Here is a 24,341-nt window from a genome sequence, read left to right as displayed (position 1 = left end):
TTGCAGTGGTCACCGTCCGGCGCCACTTTGTGGAGCCACTCTGTGGTGTCTCCGCCGTGTTTATCAGTTGCACCTTCCACGGTAGGGACACGGCGTTTCGGGGCAGGTCCTGAGGTGTGAAATCGTTGTGACGTTTCCCTAACCGCCCCTTGGGAGCGCTGTTAGGTGGGCCGCTCCGAGCGTCCGCATCCCAAGACGATTGTCCAGTGGGTGGACATTGGGGTAATCTTGAAAACCGCAGAGTGAAGAAGAAACGCCTTGTCGCAGCCGTGTGGCAGACATTTGTCTGTTACGTTGGCTGTTTGTGCGTGAGACACAGATCACGCGCGAATGGACCGTTCGACAAAGAGCGGCAGGGCCCCAAGAGAAAGCCACCCCATGAGCACCTCCCAAATAGCGGAGCCGGCGCCAGCAGCCAAGGCCAACACCAAGGGCCGCGTCATTGTCGCCAGCCTCATTGGCACCACCATCGAGTTTTACGATTTCTATGTTTACGCAACCGCGGCCGTGCTTGTGTTCCCGGCATTGTTCTTCCCGAACGCCGACGCCGCCACGGCCCTGCTGAGCTCGTTCGCGATCTTCGGTGTGGCATTTGTTGCCCGCCCGCTGGGTTCGATCGTGTTTGGCCACTTTGGTGACAGGGTGGGCCGCAAGGGAACACTGGTGGCGTCCCTGCTGACCATGGGCATTGCCACGTTCCTGATCGGCTGCCTGCCGACGGCGCTTGTTCCCGGCTGGGTGTTCTGGGCACCGGCGCTGCTGGTTGTCATGCGTTTCCTGCAGGGACTTGCCCTGGGCGGGGAATGGAGCGGCGCGGCGCTGCTTGCCACCGAAAACGCTCCCGAGGGCAAGCGGGCCATCTGGGGAACCTTCCCGCAGCTGGGTGCACCCATCGGGTTCATCCTGGCCAACGGCATCTTCCTGGCCATGAGCTTTGGCCTGTCAACCGAACAGTTCCAGGCCTGGGGCTGGCGCATCCCGTTCCTGCTCAGCGCCGTCATGGTCATTGTGGGCCTGTACGTACGCTTGAAGCTGGTTGAAACCCCCGCGTTCCAGAAGGTTGTGGACCAGGGCGAAGTGTCCAAGCTGCCGGTCGGCCGTGTGTTTAAGACCAGCTGGCGCCCCTTGATTCTGGGCACGTTCGTCATGCTCGCCACCTACGTGTTGTTCTACCTGATGACGACGTTCACATTGTCCTATGGCACTGCGGCATCGTCCCTGGAGGCGGCCAAGGCCAAGGCGGAAGCCGGCGGCAAGCCCATGACAGCCGATGCCATCGCAACCTGGGTTCCGGGTCTGGGCTACACCCGCAACGAATTCCTGATCATGCTCATCATCGGCGTCGTGTTCTTCGGCATCTTCACGCTCGTCTCCGGGCCGCTGGCTGAAAAGTACGGCCGACGCAAGACGCTGCTGTGGGTCACCGGTGGCATTGTCGTGTTCGGCCTGACGTTCGTGCCGCTGTTTGGTGCCGGCCTGGCCGGCGTCATGACGCTGCTCATCCTGGGCTTCAGCCTGATGGGACTGACGTTTGGTCCCATGGGCGCGTTGCTGCCTGAACTGTTCCCGACCAACGTCCGCTACACCGGATCTGCCATCAGCTACAACATGTCCAGCATCCTGGGTGCCGCTGTTGCCCCGTTCATTGCCGTGGCGCTCTGGCAGGCCGCCGACGGCAGCCCGGTTCTGGTGGGCGTCTACCTCTCAGCGATGGCGGTGCTGACCTTGGTCGCACTGGTCATCATGAAGGAAACCCGCGACCTGGAGTACACCTCCAACGTCAGCTGACACCTTCAAGCGCCCCCTGGAATTCATGGGTAACGCCAAACGCTCCCTCATTGGAAATGAGGGAGCGTTTGGCGTTTATGCCCCGTATGTGCAGGAGCGTCAGTCTTCGATGGTGGCCAGCACGGCGCCCGCGGAAACGGTGTCCCCGGCTGCTGCGCTCAGGCCCGTGACGGTGCCTGCGCGGTGAGCTGTCAGTGGTTGTTCCATCTTCATGGCCTCCAGGACCACGATCAGGTCGCCCTCTGACACCACATCGCCGTCGGCCACTGCCACCTTGACGATGGTGCCCTGCATGGGCGAGGTCAGTGCGTTGCCGTTGGCGGCGGCGGGACCTGCGCTGCGGTTGCGCCCGGCCTTCTTGGTCTTCTTCGCACCGCCGTTGCCTGCCCCATTGCCAACCGAGAACGACGCCGGCAGCGTCACCTCAAGCCGTTTGCCGCCCACCTCGACGGTCACGCTCTGGCGGGTTCCGGCGTCGTCCGTGGCGCCACCTGCGGAGGCGAGGTCAAAGGCCGGGATGGTGTTGTTGAATTCCGTCTCGATCCAGCGCGTGTGCGTGGTGAACGCGGCGCCGTCGGCGGGTGCGAAGGCCGGGTCCACGACCACTGCGCGGTGGAAGGGCAGCACGGTGGGCAGGCCGCCGATCTGCATTTCCTCCAGGGCCCGGCTGGAGCGCTGGAGTGCCTGCTCGCGGGTGGCGCCGGTGACGATGAGCTTGGCCAGCATGGAGTCGAAGTTGCCGCCGATGACCTCGCCCGCCGTGATCCCGGAATCGACGCGGACGCCGGGGCCGGTGGGCAGTGTCAGGGTGGTGACGGTGCCGGGGGCCGGCATGAAGCCGCGGCCCGGATCTTCGCCGTTGATGCGGAATTCGAAGGAGTGGCCGCGGACCTCGGGGTCCCCATAGCCAAGTTCCTCGCCGCGGGCGATGCGGAACTGCTCACGGACCAGGTCGATCCCGGTCACTTCCTCGGAGATGGTGTGCTCCACCTGCAGGCGCGTGTTGACCTCGAGGAAGGAGATGGTGCCGTCGGTGCCCACGAGGAATTCGCAGGTGCCGGCGCCCACGTAGTTGGCTTCCTTCATGATGGCCTTGGAGGCCTCGTACAGCCGCTTGTTCTGGTCATCGCTCAGGAACGGGGCGGGGGCTTCCTCGACAAGTTTCTGGTTGCGCCGCTGCAGGGAGCAGTCACGGGTGGAAACGACGACGACGTTGCCCGCGGCGTCGGCCAGGCACTGCGTTTCCACGTGGCGGGGTGCGTCCAGGAAGCGCTCCACGAAGCATTCGCCGCGGCCGAAGGCTGCGACGGCTTCGCGCACTGCCGACTCATAGAGTTCGGGGATTTCCTCGCGGGTGCGGACCACCTTGATGCCGCGGCCACCGCCGCCGTACGCTGCCTTGATGGCCAGCGGGAGGCCAAATTCGTCGGCAAAAGCGAGGACTTCCTCGGTGGATTCAACCGGGTTCTTCGTGCCCGGAACGAGCGGGGCACCAACCTTTTCGGCGATGTGGCGGGCCTGGACCTTGTCGCCCAGGGCGGCGATGGCCGCGGGGGAAGGGCCGATCCAGATCAAGCCGGCGTCGATGACCTGCTGGGCGAACTCGGCGTTCTCGGCCAGGAAGCCGTAGCCGGGGTGCACCGAATCGGCACCTGACGCCTTGGCGGCGTCAAGGATCTTTTCCATGACGAGGTAGGAGTCCGCAGCCGTGGCGCCGCCGAGCGCGAACGCTTCGTCGGCCATGCGGACGTGCAGTGCTTCCCTGTCCGGCTCAGCGTAGACGGCGACGGAGGTGATGCCCTCGTCGCGGGCCGCCCGGATGATGCGGACGGCAATTTCGCCGCGGTTGGCGATCAGGACTTTGCTCAGCTTTTGTGCCGGGGCAGATGGTGAAATGCTCACTGACGGACTCCTTCTATTCTCAAGAGAGCCTAGCGTGAATATGTGGATTTTCCTCACACATCATGGCGTTTATGCGTGTGCATGACGATTCTTTTGTGGGGTTCCTACAACATTCTCGTTTTTTATTGCCCGGCGATGAGCCGCAGTGTCGCCATGTGGTGTTCCCATGCCTGATGTCCGACGGCGGTCAGCTTCACCGAGGTGCGCGGGAACTTCCCCACAAAGGCCTTCTTGATGTCAATGAAGCCGGCCTTTTCCAATAGCGAGAGCTGCTTGCTGAGCACCGAGTCGCTCACCTGGATGGTGTTGCGCAGGTCCTTGAAGTCCATGGTTTCCGTCTTGGCCAACGCTGCGGCAATGGAAAACCTGACGGGCTGGTGCAGCACCTCGCTGAGTTCGTGGCGGGGATGCAGGGGCTGTTCCCCAGCTTCCTGCGGTTCCTGCGGGGCTGGCTGCTTGTCCGGGGCTTGCTGCTTGCTCATGCGCGCAGCTCCCTGAAGGCGGCGGCCACACCAACGGCTGCCAGCACGACGGCTGCGCTGATGTAGAACACGAGGCTGCCGTTGGGGAAGGCCAGGGCGCCGGTGGCGAGTGCTGCGCCGTACAGCACAAAGTAGGCGATGAGCGATGTGGCGAACCGCTTGGAGAAGCCCGCTTTGGTGGTGCGCATCATGAACGTCCAGGTGAAGGCAGTGATCATGGCCCAGGCGGCCACGCTCATGGCCATCAGAGGGGCGCCGTAGCCGGTGTGCGCGACGATGTGAAAACCGATCATCATCATGGATCCGATGATGGCCAGGGAGTTGAACACCATGGCCGTTGGCCAGCCGGCGGCGCTGGTGGCCGAGGTGCCGATGCCTTCGGCCCGGGCCAGGAGTTGGCGCGCCTCTTCGGCGGAGGGTGGGGTGCCGTGCTGGCTCATGGTGGGCCTTTCAGTTGAGTGATGCTTCCTGATGCTCAACTATACGAAACTACTTTCCATTGCGTCAAGTACTTTCTTTTACTGGGTGCGGTGGTGGCGTCAGTCAGGCGCATGATGCATGGAAGTGCCGGGCGGGCGGAAAATTCGGCGCAGAGTTCGTGCTGAACTTGACGCGCAGTGTCACCGGGCGCCAAGTTCAGCACGAACTCTGCGCCGAATTTCCGCCGACACCGGAAGGGCGCGTGAAATTGCAAGTCCGGGGAGGCGTGGCCCGGATTACGCCCACAAATCGGTAATGGTCACTGAGTGCTTGGCCAGGAGGCGGCGCAGCGTGGAAATGGACAGTCCGACCACCGTGTGCGGATCTCCCTCGACGGCCGTGATGAACGCGCCGGCGAGGCCGTCGATCGTGAAGGCCCCGGCAACCTGCAGGGGTTCGCCGGTGGCCACATATGCGTCGATCTCGGCGTCGGACACGTCCTCAAAGGTGACGACGGCACTGGTAACCTCGCCGTACCCGGCGGGGGAGCCGCCGTCGGGCGTGGCATTGGCAGTTGAAATGAGCCAGTGGCCGGTGTGCAGCACACCGGACCGGCCACGCATCAGCTGCCAGCGTTCGCGCGCCACGGCCGGCTCCCATGGTTTGCCGTAGGGGACACCGTCCAGCTCGAAGACGGAATCGCAGCCGATCACCAGGGTGCCGGAAACGCCGGACGCGACGGATTCGGCCTTCGCCCGGGCCAGCAGCAGCGCCGTCTCGGCCGGGGTGAGTGGGCCGGCGGCGGCGGTGAGGGCGTCCTCATCGACGTCGGAGACCTGGATTGTGTGGGCGATGCCGGCATCGGCGAGCAGCTTCGTGCGGGCCGGGGAGGCCGAGGCCAAGATCAAGGATTGGGTCATGGTTCAAGCCTAAGTGTCGTTGCTCTCTTCCGTCGCCAGCGGCGCCGGCGGCCTTGACGGAGAGCGGTGAACGGTGGTTCACTAGAAAAGGTGAACGAGTGTTCACCGCATTATTTTTTTCGTGCAGAGAGAAGCCAGTGTCGTTGCAATCCCGTGTCCACCAAGCCACCCAGAGCGCCAACAAACCCAAACGGACGTCGTTGGTCATCACCATCCTCTGCCTGGCCGGAACCGTGGTGGCGCTGCAGCAAACCATGGTGGTGCCGCTGCTGCCGGACTTCCCGCAAATCCTCAACACCTCGCCCGGCAACAGCTCCTGGCTGGTGACAGTGACGCTGCTGACCAGTGCCATCGCGACGCCGATCATTTCGCGGCTCGCGGACATGTTCGGCAAGCGCCGGATGATGGTGGTGGCCATGGTCGCGATGGTCATCGGTTCGCTCATCGCCGCGGTGGGCGGAAACCTGGTCACGCTGCTTATCGGCCGCGCGTTCCAGGGTTTGGCCGCGTCACTCATTCCGGTGGGCATCAGCATCATGCGCGATGAACTGCCGCGCGAAAAAGTTGCCTCCGCCGTCGCCCTGATGAGCGCCACCCTGGGCATCGGCAGCGCGCTTGGACTGCCGACGGCCGGCATCATCTACGAAACCATGGGCTGGCAGGCGATCTTCTGGATTTCCGCCGGGATTGGGGTGCTGCTGATCATCGCCGTGCTGCTGGTCGTGCCGGAATCCGCACTGCGCACCAAGGGAAAGTTCGACGGCGTCGGGGCAGTCCTGCTGACAGCGGCACTCACAGCGCTGCTGCTCGCCATTTCGAAGGGCGGCGAATGGGGCTGGACCAGCGAGCCTGTGATCCTGCTTTTCATTGGCACGGTGGTGTTCCTCGCCGTGTGGTTCCCGTGGGAGCTGCGGGTCAGCCAGCCGATGGTGGACCTGCGCACCTCCGCCCGCAAGCCGGTGCTTCTGACCAACATCGCCTCCATCCTGGTGGGCTTCTCCATGTACGCCAACATGCTCAGCACCACCCAGCAGCTGCAACTGCCCAACGTTGGCGGTTACGGCTTTGGTCTCAGCATTGTGATTGCCGGGCTGTGCATGGTGCCGTCCGGGCTCGCCATGGTGGCCTTTGCACCGATATCCGCCGGGATCACCAAGCGGTATGGCGCCAAGATGACGTTGATCGCCGGTTCGTTGATTCTGGCCGTGTCCTATGTGGCGCGCGTCTTCCTGACAGGTGAGGTCTGGATGGTGATCCTGGGGGCGACGCTGGTCAGTGTCGGCACAGCGATTGCCTATGCTGCGATGCCTACGTTGATCATGCGCTCTGTGCCGATCACCGAAACGGCGTCGGCCAATGGACTGAACTCGCTGTTGCGGGCCGTGGGCACCTCGACCATGTCGGCGGTTGTCGCCGTCGTCCTGACCTCCAAGGTGGTCCACGTCGGAGGCCTTGCGCTGCCCACGGAGGACGCCTTCCAAACAGTCTTCTGGTGCGCGGCGATTGCGGCCCTGCTCTCGATCGGGATTGCCGTGTTCATCCCGCGCATCCGGACGGCCCCCGGGAATGCTGCCGGCGCCGTCAACGGTGTGCCGGCCACCCCGTCCGTGCCCGCAAACAAGACCAGCCAGGCCGGGCCGGCCGCCGATCCCGTGACGGCAGGTGCGGCGGGTGCGGTCCCCGTCCCCACCCGTGCAGCCCTCGGCAACCGTGGAACCCTCGGCTCCGGGCGCAGCAATGGCACCGAAAGTGAGATCGTCGTCAGCGGCACCGTCACCGGCGCCGGACGGAAGCCGATCCGGCAGGCCGTGGTCAACGCCCTGCACACCAACGGGGAGCCTGCCGATTGGAGCCGGGCCGACAATGACGGGCGCTACTCGCTGATCCTGCCGGATGCGGGCCGGTACCTGCTGGTTTCCAGCGCAGACGGCTGGGCACCCGCATCCCAGGTCCTCGAGTTCGCTGACCCTGCCAGCACGCACGACGTCCGGCTCACCCAGCGGCTGACACTCTCGGGTAAGGTCGGTGATGGCGCCCATGCCATGGACGGCGCCCTCGTGACTTTGACCAAAACGACAGGGGAGTTTGTCATGTCGACCTTCAGTGGCAGCGACGGCCGGTACGAGGTGCCGCTGCCGGCTGTTGGGCGCTACATCCTGACCGGCCTCGATCCGGAGGGGCGCAGTGCTGAATCCCTGCCCCTGGTCCTCTCGGCGCGGTCAGCCGTCATCGACATCGTGCTCCCGCACCGCCATGAAGCGGCCGACCCGCCCGTGCCGGTGCTTGCCTGATGGCCCGGCCCAGCACCCGTGAGGCCGTCATTGACGCAGCCCGCAAACTTTTTGGCGAGCGGGGCTACACCGCCGTGACCGTCAAGGATGTTGCCGCGCTGGCCGGATATTCCCCTGCCATGGTCATGAAGGTGATGGGCAGCAAAGCCAAGCTCTACGCCGCGGCCGCCCCGGAAGTGCCCAGTTTTGACCTGGTCCAGGAGCGGGAGGAACCGCTGGGATTCTCCGTGGTCCGCAGGATCCTGCGCCGCCGCCGCGAGGGCGAGCCCGAGCCCTGGTCCATGGTGTCGCTGCTCGTCCAGGACGCCCCCGACCAGGAGGCGGCCCGCACTGAATTGCGCGGCCGGTACGTGCGCTGGGTGGCCGGGCAGATCGGCGACGACTCTTCGGGCAAGCTGAAGTCCCAGCTTGTGGTGTGCGTGATCCTGGGCCTGGGTGCTGGCACACGGGTGCTGGGCCTGCTGGAACCGGATGAAATGCCCGACGAGCAGCTCATCCAGCAATACGGCGCGCTGGTTCAGGGCATCATCGACGACCCGGGCGGAGCGTGAAGGGCCGCGTCGCTCCGCACCTGCATAGGCTGGACTGACGCGTCGATGGTTCGAAGAACTTGTGGCCGAGGCAACGTCGGTGTCGGTGGACGGTTGGGACTTTTCCTGGCTCGCGGGCAGGGCCGCCGAGGAGCGCCCGCCGTGGGGATACCAAGCGGTCCTGTTCGCCAAAATGTCGGCGGGCAGGGCCACCGAGGCCTGCCGACCACTCCTTCGACCTGGTCACCAGCCGGCACTGGGCCGACGCCGTCATGGCAGCCCCTGACGCCGGACTGGAAATTACCAGTGTGCAGACGGCCTCACTGCGCACCGATTTTTACGACATGGCGCCGTCACCTACCTCTTACGCATGGTCATCTGGATGGTGCCGGGCTTCACCGTGGAGGCGCACCAGGGCAAATTGCGGGAACTGCACGCAATCATCGAGCCCGACGGCAAGTTCTCCGCCACCACCACACGCTTCCTGATCGAGGCCCGCAAACCCTGACTTCTGCGTGCCAAGCACGACGCCGGCCCGTCTCGCCTATGCTGGGGGCTGGCTTACCGTTGGAATCAAGGAAAGGATGCGATATGGAAATCGCCATGGCCGGGGCCATCGTTGTGGCCGTAGTGGCTGTCATTGTGCAGAAGCGGCAGCAGTCAAAGCGCAACCGTAAGTAACTCCCCTTCAGCAGCCCAAGTGTCGGGATTTTCGAAGGAGCCCTAGCCGGCAGCAGGAACGAAACCCTCCACCAGCCGGGAACGGATCAAAAACCGCTTTCCTTCCGGGGCCTCAACGGAGAAGCCGCTGCCGCGTCCGTCAACCACATCCACTGTCAGGTGGGTGTGTGACCAATAGTTGAACTGTTCCCTGGACATCCAAAAATCCAGCGGACCGCATTCCGGCAACTCAAAACGCCCCAGCAGGATGTCGGCCTCTGCGGTGATGAAATCGCCCGCCGGGTAGCACATGGGGGAGGACCCGTCGCAGCAGCCGCCCGACTGGTGGAACATCAACGGACCGTGCCTGACCCACATTTTTTGCAGCAGTTCCACGGCCATGGCGGACAACGCCACCCGGGACTGTGTCTCGCCCTCGATGGTGATGGCCGCGTCCAAGGCATCGGGAATAGCGTCCATGGAACTGCTCCTTAGTTAAGGGTGGATCCCGGTTCCGGGCCGAAAGGGAGTACGGCCCGGAACCGGGGAGTTGTTGGCGCTGGGCAGGTGAGCTGCCGCCGTCGTTCCCGGGAAAGTTGGGAGCCGGTGAATGGGGCCCACACGCCCGAGGGCCCCGCCGCGGGGCACTCGCAGGCCTGCGACCATTTACGGCAAGGGCTAGTACTTGATGACGACGCGTCCGTCGATTTTGCCGGCGCGCATTTCGTCGAGCACTTCATTGATTTCGCCAAGCGAACGGGTGGAGACCGTGGGGTGGATCAGGCCGCGGGCGTAGAAGTCGATGGCTTCCTCCATGTCCTGGCGGGTGCCCACGATTGAGCCGCGGATGGTCAGGCCCTTGAGCACCACCTCAAAGATGGGTGCCGGGAAGTCGCCCGGGGGCAGTCCGTTGAACACGATGGTGCCGCCGCGGCGGGTCATGCCGATCGCCTGGCCGAACGCTGCCGGGTGGACGGCTGTGACGAGCACGCCGTGGACGCCGCCGGTCTCGCGCTGGACGGCCGCCACCGGATCCTCGTCGCGGGCGTTGACAGTGATTTCGGCGCCGTGCTTGCGGGCCAGTGCCAGTTTGTCCTCAGCAATGTCGACGGCTGCGACGCGCAGGCCCATGGCCACGGCGTACTGGACGGCGATGTGGCCGAGCCCGCCGATGCCGGAGATGACAACCCATTGGCCCGGGCGGGCCTCAGTCATCTTCAGTCCCTTATATACCGTGACACCGGCACACAGCACCGGGGCGATCTCCACGGGGTCTGCGCCGTCCGGGATGCGCGGGGCAAACTCGGCGTCAACGAGCATGTATTCGCCGAAGGAGCCGTCAACGCTGTAGCCGCCGTTTTGCTGGGACTCGCACAAGGTCTCCCAGCCAGTGCGGCAGTATTCACAGTCGCCACACGCGGTCCACAGCCAGGCATTGCCCACACGGTCGCCCACGGCGAGGGAGGTGACGCCCTCGCCCAAGGCCACGACATCGCCCACGCCTTCGTGGCCGGGCACGAACGGCGGGCTCGGCTTGACGGGCCAGTCGCCCTCGACGGCGTGCAGGTCGGTGTGGCAGACGCCGCTGGAAATCAATTTGACCAGCGCCTGTCCGGGGCCGGGGGTGGGCAGCGGGTATTCCTCGACAACAAGGGTGGCGCCAAATTCCTTAACAACTACTGCTTGCATCGTAGACATGTGGTTCTCCTTTGAACGTGATGAATGTGCGCCGGGCACCCGGGGCGGGTGCCCGGCGTCGCGGGTGGAACTAATGAGCGAGCGTTGGCCAAAAACGACCCGCTAATGAGAGTGCGTTTCCCGTTGGTTTAGAAGAAGCCCAGCTTGTCCTCGCTGTAGCTGACAAGCAGGTTCTTGGTCTGCTGGTAGTGGTCCAGCATCATGGCGTGGTTTTCGCGGCCGATGCCCGAGGACTTGTAGCCGCCAAACGCAGCTCCGGCGGGGTAGGCGTGGTAGTTGTTGACCCACACACGCCCGGCCTGGATCTCCCGGCCCGCCCGGTACGCCACGTTGCCGTTGCGCGACCACACGCCGGCACCGAGGCCGTAGAGTGTGTCGTTCGCGATGTGGAGGGCGTCGGCGTAGTCGTCAAACTTCGTCACCGCCAGGACGGGGCCGAAGATCTCCTCCTGGAAGATGCGCATGTCATTGGTGCCCTCGAAAATGGTGGGCTTGACGTAGTAGCCGCCGGCCAGGTCCCCGGGCAGGATGTTGCGCTCGCCGCCGGTGAGCAGCTTGGCGCCTTCCTGCTTGCCAATGTCCATGTAGGACAGGATCTTCTCGAGCTGGTCGTTGGACGCCTGTGCCCCAATCTGGGTGTCGGTGTCGAGCGGGTTGCCCTGGATGATCGCCTCGGTGCGGGCAATTGCGTCGGCCATGAACTTCTCGTACATGGATTCCTGCACGAGTGCGCGCGACGGGCACGTGCAGACCTCGCCCTGGTTGAAGGCGTAGAGGGTGAAGCCCTCGAGTGCCTTGTCGTAGAAGGCGTCATCCTTGTCGATGACGTCGTCAAAGAAGATGTTGGGGCTCTTGCCGCCGAGCTCCAGCGTGACCGGGATCAGGTTCTGGGACGCGTACTGGCTGATGAGTCGGCCCGTGGTGGTCTCGCCGGTGAACGCAATCTTGCGGATGCGCTTGCTGGAGGCGAGCGGCTTGCCGGCTTCCACGCCGAAGCCGTTCACGACGTTGATGACGCCTGCCGGCAGGATGTCGGAGAGCAGTTCCATGAGCACCAGGATGGAGGCAGGTGTCTGTTCGGCCGGTTTAAGCACGACGGCGTTGCCTGCAGCAAGTGCCGGCGCCAACTTCCAGACGGCCATCAGGATGGGGAAGTTCCACGGGATGATCTGCCCGACCACGCCGAGCGGCTCGTGGAAGTGGTAGGCCGTGGTGTTCTCGTCGATCTGGGTCAGGCTGCCTTCCTGGGCGCGGACGACCGAGGCGAAGTAGCGGAAGTGGTCTGCCGCGAGGGGGATGTCGGCGTTGAGCGTCTCGCGGATGGCCTTGCCGTTGTCCCAGGTTTCGGCGACGGCGAGCAGTTCGACGTTTTCATCAATCCTGTCGGCGATCTTGTTCAGGACGGCTGCGCGTTCGGTGGCTGAGGTCGCACCCCAGCTCGGTGCCACCTTGTGTGCGGCGTCGAGTGCCAACTCGATGTCCTCTGCCGTGCCGCGGGCCACCTCGCAGAAAACCTTGCCGGTGACGGGCGTGATGTTCTCAAAGTATTCGCCCTTGACGGGAGCCACCCATTCGCCGCCGATCCAGTTTTCGTAGCGGTCCTTGAAGGTGACCTTTGAACCGTCGGTACCGGGTTGTGCATAAACAGCCATTGTTTGAACTCCTTTGCGGTGGGGGACATCTGCGTCCTTGCCTCGAAGCGTACGGGCAGCAACGTTGCAACCACGTTGCATGAGCTGGATCACACTATCCCGGGCGGAAGCCTGGCTGCTCAGGCGGGTTGGTGCCTGGGGTGGGCGCTAGGCTCGAGGCATGGAAAATGAAACATGGATCAAGGTCCTGATGGTGCTGGCGGTTGCCGTAACTGCGGGAATTCTGCTGGCCGGCTGCCTCCTCCTGCGCGCGATGGCGAGCGTGCGGGCGTGGAATGTCTACTTGGGTGCCGTCGGTGCAGTCAGCCTCGCCCTGACGTGGGTGAGTGTGAAGCTCTGGTCCCTGTGGGACTTGACCCGCGAGCCGTGGAATGACGGCGGGGTCCGGTCCGATGAAATTGAATTCGCCGCTTCCTTCCAAGCCAATGTCCCGGTGCTGTGCCTCTTGGTGGTGTTCGTAGGTGGCCTGCTCCTGGGGCTGCTCGGACGGACGGCAGCCAAGCAATGTGCGCCAGCGCCCCGGCCGTAATCCCTGTAGGCGTGGGCCAAACAAACTTGCTCGTCAGTCATTCCAGCTAAGAATCACAGTCCGCTGGATGTTTAGCGCCTCTCACAAGGGAGGCTTTCCAAGACGCCGGCGCGTTGAAGTCGTTCCGGTGCCTGCCAGGTGAGCGCACCCAGCGCGACGGGCGGGGATTGGAAGAGACTTTCACCGCGGGCGTTATGCAGCGCTGGCCACAGGCTCGCGGCCCAGGCAACCTCTCGCTCCTCCGGGGTAAACGCTCTATCGCGCGCCTGCTGGTAGGAGGCGATGAATTTTTCCGAGCTTTCGATGGTTGCCAGCGTTGGGATGGCGGTACTGGCAAAGGCGCCGGATGCTGCTCCGACAATAGCCGCCTCCGGAAGGGTGACGAGGCTGTCCCAATCGTGGACCGCCCATGGGTGAGCCCCTTGCCAGCGAAGATTTTGGCTTTCCCAGTCACCGTGCCCGACAACCAGGGGTAAAACTCCTTGTGCCAGTCGTTTCGAAACGGCACGGGCAATAGTGTTCACGTGCTCAGGGACAAGGTTTTCGTCCATGTCGTCAACCGCTGGATTTGTTGGCCACAAGCCACCCGTTGGAGGATTCCAGTGCATCCATGGAGGCGGTGCGCCAAGTCCGGTGGGAGGCTGTGTTTCAAGAATTCCCATCAGGTTCGCCAAGAGTTTGGCGGACCGGTCGGCAAAGGAAACATCTCCACCAGAGTGCATTTCACCGCCGGGAAGCCACATCTCAGCACTCACTACCAAATCCGGTCCGAGTAGCTCGGCACCGGTCAGCGGCCGGGCGCAGGGGAAGCCAGCATCCTCCGCAATGCGCTGAAGTTGAAGGCATCGGCTGATCCTGTCGGTGGAATCAGACCGGACTTTGACGGCAATAGTGCCCCGCTCGTCGGAGTCGTAGCGGAACTGATGAGACATTTGACCACCAACTTCGGCACGCAACGATGTGAGGCTGCCGCGGCCGAGCACGCGAAAACACCACGCCTCAACTTCAACGGACATTGATCTCGACACCATCATTTGATTCTACAAACAGGGACGCTGCGGCTGGTTCCAAGGTTGGCCATGACTCTCTGATGCGGCATTTTCTACTGCTCCGCAGGCAGGTCCTTGAGCGGGAGGCTGGCCTTGACGACGGAAGCCCAATCCGTGGCCGGAGTCATTACCCATGCTCCGTGACCCTTTTCTGCTGTCCAGGTGTGGTCGTTTTCGGACGCCGCAGGGTGAGTCTCGCCTTGGCAAAAATCGACAGCCTACCTTTCCACTGAAATACGACCGACACTGTCTTTGCCGGAAAAGAACAGCCACTGCAGCGAATCCGCCGACCCAGTGTCAAGATTCCGGACATGCTTGGTGAACGGTTCTTGGATCAGATCCGTGTCAGTGTAAGGACAGACAATCAGGACCGATTCCCATCCGGGAATGGGGCGCCGGTGCCCTCGCCTCCCGCAAGCGGGAAAGAGTCCTGCGCTTCTCCAGCAGTAGCTGTCGGGGAGCCTTGGTACCCGGAATTTTGAGCGGACCCGGTGAGAGACGAACCGAGGACGAGTAATACGGTGAGAATTGCCCCTTTGGTGGGGAACTGAACTGGTCTCTTGTTCTGTTGACTGGCCATGGCTCCATCATGTTCCACGAAGCTGATGGCTGTTGACTCGGCGTGGCCTGTGCCGGCCAGGCAGTAAAAGACGGCGCCAAGGTGCCTGACGCCGCATGGTTGTGGCCCGGCCTGCGCTCCACCCTAAAAAACGGGCATGGTTAGGATGAAGGCATGGAATTTGTAGTTATTTCTTTGCTCATTGTGGCCGCCGTTTCCCTGATCTGGGCGCAGTGGCTCCGGCCAAAGGGTGGCAAGACCAAGAGTCAGGACGGGCAGGCCAAGGTGTACCAGGCGGCCGCCAAGTCGACCTACCAGCCCACCTTTGACACTCCCCGCGGGGATGGTGGAGGCCCGACGGCGCCATCCTCCGTCACGTTCACCGGCACCATCCCGGGCGGCAGCGAAGCAGCCGAACGCCTGGCGCGGGACATGTCCACTCTGGTGAACGCGCACACCCACGGACAGCTGAGCGTTTCGCAGACCTTCGAGGAAGTGACGACCACGCCCCTTTGGTCAGCGACCACACGCACCGGCGGTCCTGCCGGAACTTCCGATTACGGTCCTGCCGGAACCGTCCACCCCGGCCCCGTGGGGACAATCCAATCGGAGGAGCCGCCAGTCCCCGTTGGTACCACCTACTCGGAAAGCTCCTCGACAATCTCAGTGGAATTGACGGAGCGGGTCGGCGCCTTGGCATCGGCAGGGAAAAGGGACGAAGCAGTCGAACTGCTGGCCAAGGAAATCGGAGTGGACCGGAAAATTGCGGATCAGGTCCTGGAATTCATCGTCGGAAACTCCAACTAATTGGAAACGCCAGCTGGCGGGAGGAATTGGCCAAGGCTTGCCGCCCACCCGGCGGTCTATCCCTCCAGCGCCTCCACGTGGGCTACCACGGCGGACCGCTTGGGTGAGCGCGGCGGCAGGAGGCGCAGGGCTGTGCGCCAGGCTTCGACGTCGTCCGCGGCCTCGGGAAGGCGCAGGTAGGCCAGCAGCACCTCGGGACTGGCGTCGTTGAGGATGGCTTCGCGGAGCTGGACCGCGACCCGGTTGCGGAGGCCCTCGATGGCAGGGGCCAGGGAGCGGGGCATGACCTCGCCCCGGTAGATGTTCAGGGCCAGGCGGTGCGCTCCACGGTCAAGGTAGTTGCGCACCTGCTCGGCATCCACCACGAGCGTGCGGGGGAGCCTGTACGGGCGGGAATCGGGGACAAGCGTCGGCGCGACGGACAGAAGCAACTTGCGCAGCCGCACCATCTCGGCCCGGATGCTCGTCAGCGAGGTGCCTTCCGGGTAGACCTTGTCGGTGAGCTCCCCGGCGTTGAGGCCGTCGGGATGCAGGGCCAGCACGGCAAGGATTTCGGTGTGCCGTTCGCTGAGCGTCACGGCCTCTCCGGCAACGTGCAGCAGGCCCTGGTCGCGGCCAAGGATCTGCAGGCTGTCGCGGTACAGCGGCTTGCCTGCAGTCCCCGGAACCCGGCCGGTCGTGCCGGAAACACTCCGAAGGTCCGCGCGGCGCTCCAGGCGCTGGATGCGCAGATGGGCCTCCGCGGCGGCCACCGAGGCCTGTACCAGCGAGAGCGTGTTGGCGCCAACGGCTTCGGGGCCGCCGGTGATGTCCACGATGCCCAGGACCGACCCGGAGTCGGGGTCGTGCACCGGAACTGCCGTGCAACTCCACGAGTGGACCGCCGGATTGAAGTGTTCCTGTCCCACAATTTGCACGCTCTTGCCCAGGACCAGTGCCGTGCCCGGTGCGCTGGTGCCCGCCGCGGCTTCGGACCAGTCGGCGCCCGTGGCGAAGTTGATGTTCTCACCGTTGCGGCGGGCAGCGGAGTCGCCCTCGACCCACAGCAGCCGGCCGTGCTCGTCGCCGACGGCAACCAGCAGGCCGGTGTCGTGGCTGGGCTGGACAAGCAGTTTCGTGATGACAGGCATGATGGCGGCCAGCGGGTGGTCGCGGCGCAATTGAGCCAACTCACGGCTTTCCCACACGACCGGCGGTTCAATGCTGGCGGACGTGAGGCCGGCCGGGGTAGCCAACGACTGCAGGGACCGCTGCCACGAGTCACGCACCAGGGGGCGCATCGCCGGGAGATTGTCAAGAAGCGGATGTGTCGGCGTGATGGCTTCTCCTTAACCTCGGCGCGGGTGCTGGCGGCGCAGATCCCAACTGTGTGCCGTGGCTCACCAGCATAGTGCACCCCGCCGGGGCATCCTCAAACGCCGGAAGGCGGGCAATGCCGAAGCGCTGCCCGCCTCCCGGCGTTTCCGTCTGCCCGCCTCCCGGCTAGATGGCGGGTTCCGGCTCCCTGACCGGGGTTGCCGCACCAGCGGGTGTTGACAAGGTTTCCAGCTTGGCGCCTTCCACGTCGACATCCGGCAGGATCTTGTCCAACCATTTTGGAATCCACCAGGCCGACTTGCCGAGCAGGTGCATGGCTGCCGGCACGATGGTCATGCGCACAACGAACGCGTCGACAAGCACTCCGAATGCCAGCGCAAAGCCGAGCGGGCGGACCATTGTCAGGTGCGAGAAAATGAAGCCGGAGAACACGCTGATCATGATGATCGCGGCCGCCGTGACAACCGGTGCGGCATGCTTGAACCCGGTCCGCACCGCCTGCTTGGCCTCCTGCCCGTGGGCGTAGGCCTCACGCATGCCCGACGCAATGAACACCTGGTAATCCATGGCCAGGCCGAACAGCACGCCGATCAAAATGATGGGCAGGAAACTCAGCACGGCCGCCGGATTCGCGACATCGAAGATCCCGCCGAGCCAGCCCCACTGGTACACGGCAACCACGCCGCCAAACGCAGCAACCAGTGAGAGCAGGAAGCCCGCGGTGGCCAGCAATGGCACCAGGATGGAGCGGAACACCAGGATCAGCAGCAGCAATGAAAGTCCGACGACGATGGCCAGGTACGGGGGCAGCGCGGCTCCAAGCTTTTCCGAGACATCGACGTTCGCGGCTGTTTGGCCGGTCAGCCCGATGGTGACGTTGTGCCCAGCCTCGATGGTGGAGCCTTCCGAGCGCAGGTCGTGGATTACCTGGACGGTGCTTTCACTGGCCGGGCCCTCGGTGGGGATGACCTGGTACACGGCGGTGCGAAGGTCTTTGCTGACCATGACGGGGATGGCGGCCTTGACGTTGGGGACCCCGCGCAGCTGGTCGGCCACATCCAGGTTCAACGCCGTGGCGCCAGCCTCGTCCAGCCCGGCGGGCAGTGAACCGACGACAATGATGGGCCCGTTCATGCCCTCGCCGAAGTTCTCTCCGGTGATGGAGTACGCCTGGTAGGCGCTGGAATCGACAGGTTCGGAACCGCCGTCGGGCAGGGCGAGCCGCAGGCCGGTGGCCGGAATGGCAATGACGACCAGGGCCAGAACCGCTGTGATGAGGGAAACGACCGGGTGCCTGGTGACAAGCCCGCCCCAGCCACGCGCACTGCGGGCAATGTCGGCGGCGTCGTCCGCGGCGGCCCGCTCGCCGTCGTTCATGCCCACAAGGGTGGCATGGTGTTTCGCGGTTGCGAGGGCATTCTTGGCCCATGCCTTTTTGGCGATGATCTTAGTGCCGATCAGCGACAGCAGGGCCGGGGTCAGGGTCAGGGCAATCAACACCGAGATGGCGACAGTCGCGGCTGCGGCCAGGCCGAGGATGGCAAGGAACGGCAGCCCGGTGACCGAGAGGGCCGCGAGTGCGATGACAACTGTCAGCCCGGCAAAGGTGACGGCGTTTCCGGAGGTGCCCGTGGCCTTGGCAATGGATTCGCGCATGTCCATGCCCGCCAGCAGCTGCTGCCGGTGCCTGTTGACGATGAACAGGGAGTAGTCGATGCCCACGGCCAGGCCCAGCATCAAGGCCAGCATGGGTGAAATGGAGGACATTTCAATGACTGTTGTCAACGCCATGGTGCCGCCCACGCCGATACCAACGCCGACAATGGCCATCAGCAGGGGCAGGCCGGCGGCGACAAAGGTCCCCAACATGATCAACAGCACTGCGGCTGCCACGGCGATGCCAACCACCTCGGACACTCCGAACAAGGAGGAGACGTCCTCGACGATTTCCTTGCTGTAGGAGACAGTCACGCCGCTGGAATCCAGGGTGTTCAGCTTGTCCTGGACCAGCTGCCGGTTCTCCGGGGTCACAGCATTCATCGACTCGGTGAACTGGATCTGGCCGATGGCTGCCTTGTTGTTTTCAGAGACAAAGAGCACCGCGGCAGCGGCGTCGGAGGCGCGCTGGCCGGCCACGAGCTCGGCCTTCTTCGCAGCCAAGGTGGCCTGCCCGGCGTCGAACTCCGCCTTGCCTGCCTCATACTGGTCTTGGCCGGCCTGCCACTGGGCCTTCTGGGCATCCAGCTGTTCCTGCGCCGCCGTGATCTGGGCGGTGGCCGCCGCGGCCTGCGGTGAAGTTGCCGGCAGGCCTGCGATCTGGGCTTTTTGGGTGTCGATCTGGGCCTGGCCGGCGTCCAGCTGGGCCTTCCCATCGGCCAATTCCTTGGCTGCGGCGTCCAGGGCCGGCTGTCCCTCGGCGGCCTGTGCCTCGCCGGCAGCCAACTGCTTGGCACCGTCGGCCAGCTGGGCAGCGCCGGCTTCCTTTTGTGCAGTGGTCAGGAAGGGGTCGATGACGCCCTTGACGGTGGGAACCGTTGTCACGGTTTCCAGAGCGGCTGTGATGTCCTGCTTCTGGCTGGCCGTGAACGGTTCATCGTTGGTGCTGGTGAACACGACGGAGCCAGTGCCGCCGGACGCTTCAGGCAGATCGGCCTGGAGCTTGTCCGCCATCTGCTGGGTTTCGGTGCCGGGGATCTGGAAGTTGTTGGACATGGGGCCCATGAACAATGCTGCCGCGCCGCCCACCAGGCCCATGATGACGGCCCAGGCGGCAATCACCAGCCATGCGCGTCGGGCGGAGAACCGTCCCAGTTTATAGAGCCAAAGGGCCATGATGAATCCATTCTGTATGAAGCCTGAGCGGGCGGGCCCAGGCAGGAAAAAATCTAGCTGTTGAAACCGTTGCGGATGTGGGAGATGGTGCGTTCGAGAAAGTTGCGCAAGTCAGCCAACGTCTCTGGCGTGATGGTCGTTCCGTGTGTCTGGAACCAGACCTGGAATGCGGCGCGGCAGCTGCCTGTCACGGCGCCCACCAGCGCAAACAGATAAAGCTCGTCGGTGCCCGGGGGGAGGCGCTGCCTGGCAACCTCGGTGATCTTAAGGCTGCACTCTTCCCAGGCCTGGAGCTGGAAGCGGCCCAGCTGGGGGTCCTGGGTCAGGGCAAACGTTTCGGCCAGTATGGCCAGGTCGCGGGCGCTGCCAACGGCAGAGAGGGCGATCTGGGCGGATACGAGCACCGGCTCGTCGGCCGGCCGGGCTTCCAGCTCGATGATGACCTGGTCAAGGTAGTTCTGGGTGAAGCTGGCCACTGCCGCTTCGACGGAGGAAAAGTAGTTGAAAAAGGTGCGCCGGGAGATGCCCGCGGCGGCGGCAACGTCGTCGACAGTGAAGGAGTTCAGGTCTCCGGTGCGCAGGTAATCCAAGGCGGCTGAGGCGATGGCCTCGCGGGTGGCAGCCTTGTTCAGCTCGCGGCGGGAAGGCTGTGTTGCCGGAGCCGGCGCTTCCGGGGCCGGAGCTGTTGGCACCTGTTCCGACGAGGGGCGATGCACAGAGGGGGGATTTGCAGAAATACTCACATGACTACACTAAGTGCAAGTTTGCACTTAGTGCAAACTAGTCCGTGGTGGTTCGGGGAGGCCCGGCGGATGCCCGCCGCGCAGTGTCCTGTGGGCGGGACACTGCGCGGCGGGGGTCAGCCCTGCGGGTTTTGGGACAGGTAGATGGACTGGCCCGTGGCTCCGGGCTGTCCCTCGCCCAGCGGGATCGCGAAGACTGCGGTGCCGTAGGCGCAGACTTCTGTCCAGTTGCCGCCCATTTCCGAGGTGTCGAAGCGGGCGGCAACAATGGCGTTGGCGCCCTTGGACTGGGCTTCGGTGACCATGCGGGCCACCACTTCCTGCCGGCTCTCGTAAAGCGCCTTGGTCATTTCCGGCAGTTCACCGCCGCCAAGCGAGCGAAAGCTGGCGGTGAACTGGGCGCCAATGTGCCGCGAGCGGACGGTCAGGCCCATGACCTCGCCAAATATGGCATCAATCTTGTAGCCGGGGAGGTCGTTGGTGGTAACGATGATCATTGCTGTCCTTTTCTCATGGCGGCTCGAGCGGGATCAATGGCCGCGGCCCGATGCTTTTGCTTCTGTCCTAGGACGTTGCTGAACTAAGCGCTATTTGGGTGGCTGGTTCGGATGTTTTGGCATCCGGGCCGGCCATTTCTGCGTTGGTGGCGGGTTTTCTCGGGACAGGTTTCTTGGTTTCGTGGTGCCTTCATGGCCGCTGAGGCGGGATCTGATCGCCACTGCAGGCGGTGTCTGGGGCTGGCTCCCCTGACTCCTTATTGGGCCAGGGACCAGCCCTCATTATTGGCGGTCAGGCCTAAGTTCAGGAGTCGTTTCAGGTTCAATCCGGCAATGCGGGCCTGGATCCAGGCATGGTTCTTCACAACGCCGATGTAGCGCAGGCGCCGGCTGTTTCCCGCGACGAGCCAGGCGACGCCGCGCTCGATCATGGGCCGGTATTTCCGGTAGTCATGCTGGAAGTCCGGGTCCTTCGCGGCGGCCCGGTGGGCGCGTTGGCGTCCGTGATGTTCGGTAATGACAACCTTGCGGCCCTTCTTCGCTGTCGTGCAGATATCCCGCAAAGGACACTCCTTGCAGGCTGCCCCAAAGTTCACGTTTCCCTTCGGACTGATCCGCCGCACGACCTGGTTCGGGCAGGTCAGCGTCCCGTTCTCCGGGTCGTAGGCGAAGTCATCCAGGAGGTAACCCCCGGGCACGGCCGGGCGCAACGGCTTGGGCTTCACCACGGCTTGGTGCCCGGCCGTTTCCAAGGCCTCAAGCATGTCTCCGGAACCGTAGGCAGAATCCCCAAGAACCTGAATATCCTCACCCCCACCATCCCCAACAGCACGGGGTTGGCCGCCACCAGTGGTGTTGTCATCAGCGGTGGCGGGAAGGGAAGGATCTGTAGCGAGCAAGGTGATCCCGGCCTCGGCGTCGCCGGAGCCAGCCCCGCCGGCCTTGGTGATGGCAGCGTTAGTGAACAGGCCCGTTTCAGGCTCGGCCACGATGTGGGCCTTGTACCCGTCCCGCAAGGCCGCCCGGGACTTGTGGGCGTGCCTGGCTTCGGGGTCAACAATGGAAATGATCCGGTCCTTAGCCACGCGCCGGGCAATCCGCCACCGCCCGTCTGTACCATCGGAGCCCTCGCCCGGTTCCACATCCTGGCCAGCGATCAAGGCCAATAACGCATAGCGCTCATGGGCCTTGCCCTCCAAGGCTTCCGGATCAACCGCGCCGAGTAGCGCCAGGGCGTCGGTGACCAGGGCCGAAACCAAAGCGTCTTTCGCGTCCCGGTCATCCCAGGCGATATCCGGCTTTCCCGCACGGGTGTAGTCATAGCCGGTGGCATGGGTTGCCAGCAACGTGGCCCCATCAGGGACGTCACGGCCGAAGCGGCGGATGCCGGCTATCAACTGCGTGATGGTGTCTTGCCTGGCCACCGCATCATCCAACACGGTGGAATCCAGGGCGCGGCGGCGTTTACCAGCCAACACACCAGTTTCCTGAATGATCTCGAAAACGGCCTCGGTGATCCGGTGCGGACGCTCACTTGTCGCCAGGCGTTTGCGCCAATACGTCAACGTGGTGTGGTGGAACGCGGTCTCGTTCAACCCGTACCCACAGGCTGCCTTCCACCGCAGATCGTACGTCAATGCCTCGGCCGTGCCCCGGTCCGAGAGGCCTTCCAACGCCTGCAGCACCAAGACCGAACCAATCACCGACGCCGGCACCGAGGGGCGTCCGCGGCGGGAGGGAAACAAGTCCTCCATCATTGAATCCGGAAACAACCGGCCCCGATGCTCCGCCAAAAACGCGAAGGCACTGCCCGGGGCCAGCAACTCCCCAGCCAATGCCTCCACATCCAAAAATCCGCGCTGCGCGACCTCAATACCCTGCATGTATCAAGTCTTAACGACTCCCACCAAAAACCACGGAGGCGCGCCTTAACCACCCAAATTAATCAGCAGCGTCCTAGGCATCATACGGTGCAGAAGCCGGGGCGGGAGAGAACACAAAGTCCCGCCCCGGCGGCTTGTTGGCCGCCCCGGGACGGGACTTGTCATGAGTTTCCACAGGCTGGGGCCTGCCGGGTTGGGCAGGCCCGGCGGTCAGGCGGTGGCGGGTTCCCGGTTCGGGTCCACTGCGTTGGTGCCGTCCACGCCACTTGCGTCGTCGGCTGTGTTCAAGCCGGCGAGGAGGTCGTCGGCGTCGTCCGCGAACGGATTGCCGTTGCGGGGAGCGTTGTACAGCTCCTCGTCCAGGATGCCCTGGCGCTTGGCCACAATGGTGGGCACCAGTGCCTGGCCTGCCACGTTCAGGGCGGTGCGGCCCATGTCGACGATCGGGTCAACGGCGAGCAGGAGCCCGACGCCGGCCAGCGGCAGTCCCAGCGTGGACAACGTCAGTGTGAGCATGACGACGGCGCCAGTTGTTCCGGCGGTGGCGGCGGAACCCAAAACCGAGACCAGGACAATGAGCAGGTACTGGCCCAGGTCCAACTGGATGCCGAAGAACTGTGCCACGAAGATGGCTGCGATGGCCGGGTAGATGGCGGCGCAACCGTCCATCTTGGTGGTTGCACCCAACGGCACGGCAAAGGATGCGTAGGCGCGGGGCACGCCCAGGTTGCGTTCGGTGACGCGCTGGGTCAGCGGCAGGGTGCCGATGGAGGAGCGGGAGACGAAGCCCAGCTGAACTGCCGGCCAGACACCTGAGAAGTACTGCTTGATGGACAGTCCGTGGCTCTTGACGAGCACCGGGTACACGATGAACATGACCAGGGCCAGCCCAACATAGATGGCCACAGTGAACTTGCCCAGCGAACCAATCGTGGTCCAGCCGTAGCTGGCCACGGCGTTGCCGATCAAACCGACAGTGCCGATCGGGGCGAGGCGGATGATCCACCACAGGACTTTTTGGATGACGGCCAGGGCTGAACCGTTGAGCTTGAGGAACGGATCGGCCGCCTTGCCGACCTTCAGCGCCGCAATGCCAACCACAATGGCGATGACCAGGATCTGCAACACGTTGAAGCTGACGCTCGTGGACAGTGCACCCGAATCGTCGGTCTTCGTCGAGGCGCTCAGGCCCAGGAAGTTGGAAGGGAACAAGCCGATCAGGAATGACCACCAGTCACCCGACTTGCCTGTGTATTCCTTCGGTGTTGCCGTTCCTGTGCCGGCTCCGGGCTGGAACACGGAGCCCAGCACGATGCCAATGGTCACGGCGATCAGCGAGGTGATGGCGAACCAGAGCAGTGTGTTCCACGCCAATCGTGCCGCGTTGGTGACCTCACGGAGGTTGGCGATCGAGGAGACCACTGCGGTGAAAATCAACGGCACCACGGCCGCCTTCAAGATCGAGACATAGCTGGAGCCAATGGTGTCCAGGGTGGTGACCAGGCCGTTGGGGTCGGTTTCGGGATCGCCGCCGAGCTGGCGGGCGATCAGGCCGAGAACAAGCCCGGCGATGAGGGCGACAATGATTTGAACGCCAAAGGAGCTTGCCCATTTGGGCAGCTTCGACACTTTGGCAGTGTTTGCTGTGGAAGTCATGGGTCAACGTTAGGCGGGGGACAATAGCACCCGGAAATTTAGATTTCCTTGTATTACGCTGAATAAATTCAATTGTTACGGGTTCCGGCGCAAAGCCGGACCGTTTCAAATGCCAAGGTCGGGCCG

At 64.0% G+C, this 24,341-nt stretch carries 20 protein-coding genes; 6 read left to right on the top strand and 14 right to left on the bottom strand.

Annotated features, from left to right (window positions below):
- Positions 1–378 precede the first annotated feature (378 nt).
- Positions 379–1,788: an MFS transporter gene (locus tag AC1L6K_RS16890; protein WP_480949991.1), complete on the top strand. Its 1,410-nt coding sequence runs from the start codon at positions 379–381 to the stop codon at positions 1,786–1,788.
- A 99-nt stretch (positions 1,789–1,887) separates the two neighbouring features.
- On the opposite strand, the gene AC1L6K_RS16885 is transcribed toward AC1L6K_RS16890, so the two are convergent.
- The 4 genes from AC1L6K_RS16885 to AC1L6K_RS16870 all read right to left on the bottom strand — a co-directional run bounded on the left by AC1L6K_RS16885 (position 1,888) and on the right by AC1L6K_RS16870 (position 5,512).
- On the bottom strand, positions 1,888–3,690 hold the full coding sequence (locus AC1L6K_RS16885) for an acetyl/propionyl/methylcrotonyl-CoA carboxylase subunit alpha (protein ID WP_480949990.1): 1,803 nt from the start codon (positions 3,688–3,690) through the stop codon (positions 1,888–1,890).
- 122 nt (positions 3,691–3,812) lie between these two features.
- A complete protein-coding gene (locus tag AC1L6K_RS16880; RefSeq protein ID WP_480949989.1) occupies positions 3,813–4,172 on the bottom strand; it encodes a winged helix-turn-helix domain-containing protein in 360 nt (119 codons plus the stop codon).
- Positions 4,169–4,612 carry a hypothetical protein gene (locus tag AC1L6K_RS16875; protein WP_480949988.1) on the bottom strand — a complete coding sequence of 148 codons (444 nt, stop codon included), beginning with the start codon at positions 4,610–4,612 and terminating at the stop codon, positions 4,169–4,171. Before AC1L6K_RS16875 ends, AC1L6K_RS16880 begins: the two co-directional genes overlap by 4 nt.
- A gap of 276 nt (positions 4,613–4,888) precedes the next feature.
- Positions 4,889–5,512, bottom strand: a complete 624-nt coding sequence (locus AC1L6K_RS16870) for a Maf family protein (RefSeq protein WP_480949987.1) — start codon at positions 5,510–5,512, stop codon at positions 4,889–4,891.
- 137 nt (positions 5,513–5,649) lie between these two features.
- On the opposite strand from AC1L6K_RS16870, the gene AC1L6K_RS16865 reads away from it, so the two are divergent.
- From AC1L6K_RS16865 to AC1L6K_RS16855, 3 genes are all read left to right on the top strand, one after another.
- Positions 5,650–7,803, top strand: coding sequence for an MFS transporter (locus AC1L6K_RS16865; RefSeq protein WP_480949986.1), 2,154 nt, complete (start codon positions 5,650–5,652; stop codon positions 7,801–7,803).
- Positions 7,803–8,354, top strand: coding sequence for a TetR/AcrR family transcriptional regulator (locus AC1L6K_RS16860; RefSeq protein WP_480949985.1), 552 nt, complete (start codon positions 7,803–7,805; stop codon positions 8,352–8,354). The genes AC1L6K_RS16865 and AC1L6K_RS16860 overlap by 1 nt, the downstream gene beginning before the upstream one ends.
- Positions 8,355–8,703: 349 nt before the next feature.
- Positions 8,704–8,841 (top strand): hypothetical protein, encoded by a 138-nt coding sequence (locus AC1L6K_RS16855; protein ID WP_480949984.1) that lies wholly within the window; start codon positions 8,704–8,706, stop codon positions 8,839–8,841.
- Positions 8,842–9,056: 215 nt separating this feature from the next.
- Here the strand turns inward: AC1L6K_RS16855 and AC1L6K_RS16850 are convergent, their stop codons facing one another.
- From AC1L6K_RS16850 to exaC, 3 genes are all read right to left on the bottom strand, one after another.
- A complete protein-coding gene (locus AC1L6K_RS16850; RefSeq protein ID WP_480949983.1) occupies positions 9,057–9,473 on the bottom strand; it encodes a DUF779 domain-containing protein in 417 nt (138 codons plus the stop codon).
- A gap of 198 nt (positions 9,474–9,671) precedes the next feature.
- Entirely contained in the window at positions 9,672–10,682 is a 1,011-nt protein-coding gene (gene adhP / locus AC1L6K_RS16845; RefSeq protein ID WP_480952808.1) for an alcohol dehydrogenase AdhP, read from the bottom strand.
- A 137-nt stretch (positions 10,683–10,819) separates the two neighbouring features.
- Positions 10,820–12,343 carry an acetaldehyde dehydrogenase ExaC gene (gene exaC, locus AC1L6K_RS16840; protein ID WP_480949982.1) on the bottom strand — a complete coding sequence of 508 codons (1,524 nt, stop codon included), beginning with the start codon at positions 12,341–12,343 and terminating at the stop codon, positions 10,820–10,822.
- 160 nt (positions 12,344–12,503) lie between these two features.
- Between exaC and AC1L6K_RS16835 the strand changes: the two genes are divergently transcribed.
- Positions 12,504–12,872 carry a hypothetical protein gene (locus AC1L6K_RS16835; RefSeq protein WP_480949981.1) on the top strand — a complete coding sequence of 123 codons (369 nt, stop codon included), beginning with the start codon at positions 12,504–12,506 and terminating at the stop codon, positions 12,870–12,872.
- A 71-nt stretch (positions 12,873–12,943) separates the two neighbouring features.
- On the opposite strand, the gene AC1L6K_RS16830 is transcribed toward AC1L6K_RS16835, so the two are convergent.
- Entirely contained in the window at positions 12,944–13,888 is a 945-nt protein-coding gene (locus AC1L6K_RS16830; protein ID WP_480949980.1) for a phosphotransferase, read from the bottom strand.
- 766 nt (positions 13,889–14,654) lie between these two features.
- On the opposite strand from AC1L6K_RS16830, the gene AC1L6K_RS16825 reads away from it, so the two are divergent.
- Positions 14,655–15,287, top strand: coding sequence for a hypothetical protein (locus AC1L6K_RS16825; RefSeq protein WP_480949979.1), 633 nt, complete (start codon positions 14,655–14,657; stop codon positions 15,285–15,287).
- A gap of 56 nt (positions 15,288–15,343) precedes the next feature.
- Here the strand turns inward: AC1L6K_RS16825 and AC1L6K_RS16820 are convergent, their stop codons facing one another.
- The 6 genes from AC1L6K_RS16820 to AC1L6K_RS16795 all read right to left on the bottom strand — a co-directional run bounded on the left by AC1L6K_RS16820 (position 15,344) and on the right by AC1L6K_RS16795 (position 24,215).
- The gene (locus tag AC1L6K_RS16820) at positions 15,344–16,567 is read right to left on the bottom strand and encodes a helix-turn-helix domain-containing protein (protein WP_480949978.1); all 1,224 of its coding nucleotides are present in this window, start codon (positions 16,565–16,567) and stop codon (positions 15,344–15,346) included.
- Between the two features lie 202 nt (positions 16,568–16,769).
- Positions 16,770–19,436 (bottom strand): MMPL family transporter, encoded by a 2,667-nt coding sequence (locus AC1L6K_RS16815; RefSeq protein ID WP_480949977.1) that lies wholly within the window; start codon positions 19,434–19,436, stop codon positions 16,770–16,772.
- Positions 19,437–19,489: 53 nt separating this feature from the next.
- Positions 19,490–20,179 carry a TetR/AcrR family transcriptional regulator gene (locus AC1L6K_RS16810; protein ID WP_480949976.1) on the bottom strand — a complete coding sequence of 230 codons (690 nt, stop codon included), beginning with the start codon at positions 20,177–20,179 and terminating at the stop codon, positions 19,490–19,492.
- 116 nt (positions 20,180–20,295) lie between these two features.
- Complete coding sequence (locus tag AC1L6K_RS16805) at positions 20,296–20,676, bottom strand: YbjQ family protein (RefSeq protein WP_480949975.1); 381 nt, start codon at positions 20,674–20,676, stop codon at positions 20,296–20,298.
- Positions 20,677–20,933: 257 nt separating this feature from the next.
- Complete coding sequence (locus AC1L6K_RS16800; protein WP_480949974.1) at positions 20,934–22,559, bottom strand: IS1182 family transposase; 1,626 nt, start codon at positions 22,557–22,559, stop codon at positions 20,934–20,936.
- Positions 22,560–22,769: 210 nt separating this feature from the next.
- Positions 22,770–24,215 (bottom strand): dicarboxylate/amino acid:cation symporter, encoded by a 1,446-nt coding sequence (locus AC1L6K_RS16795; protein WP_480949973.1) that lies wholly within the window; start codon positions 24,213–24,215, stop codon positions 22,770–22,772.
- Positions 24,216–24,341 lie beyond the last annotated feature (126 nt).

It is taken from the genome of Specibacter sp. BI4, assembly GCF_056680095.1.
Note: the sequence above shows the minus strand (reverse complement) of the source record. Positions and strands in the feature narration are given on the sequence as shown.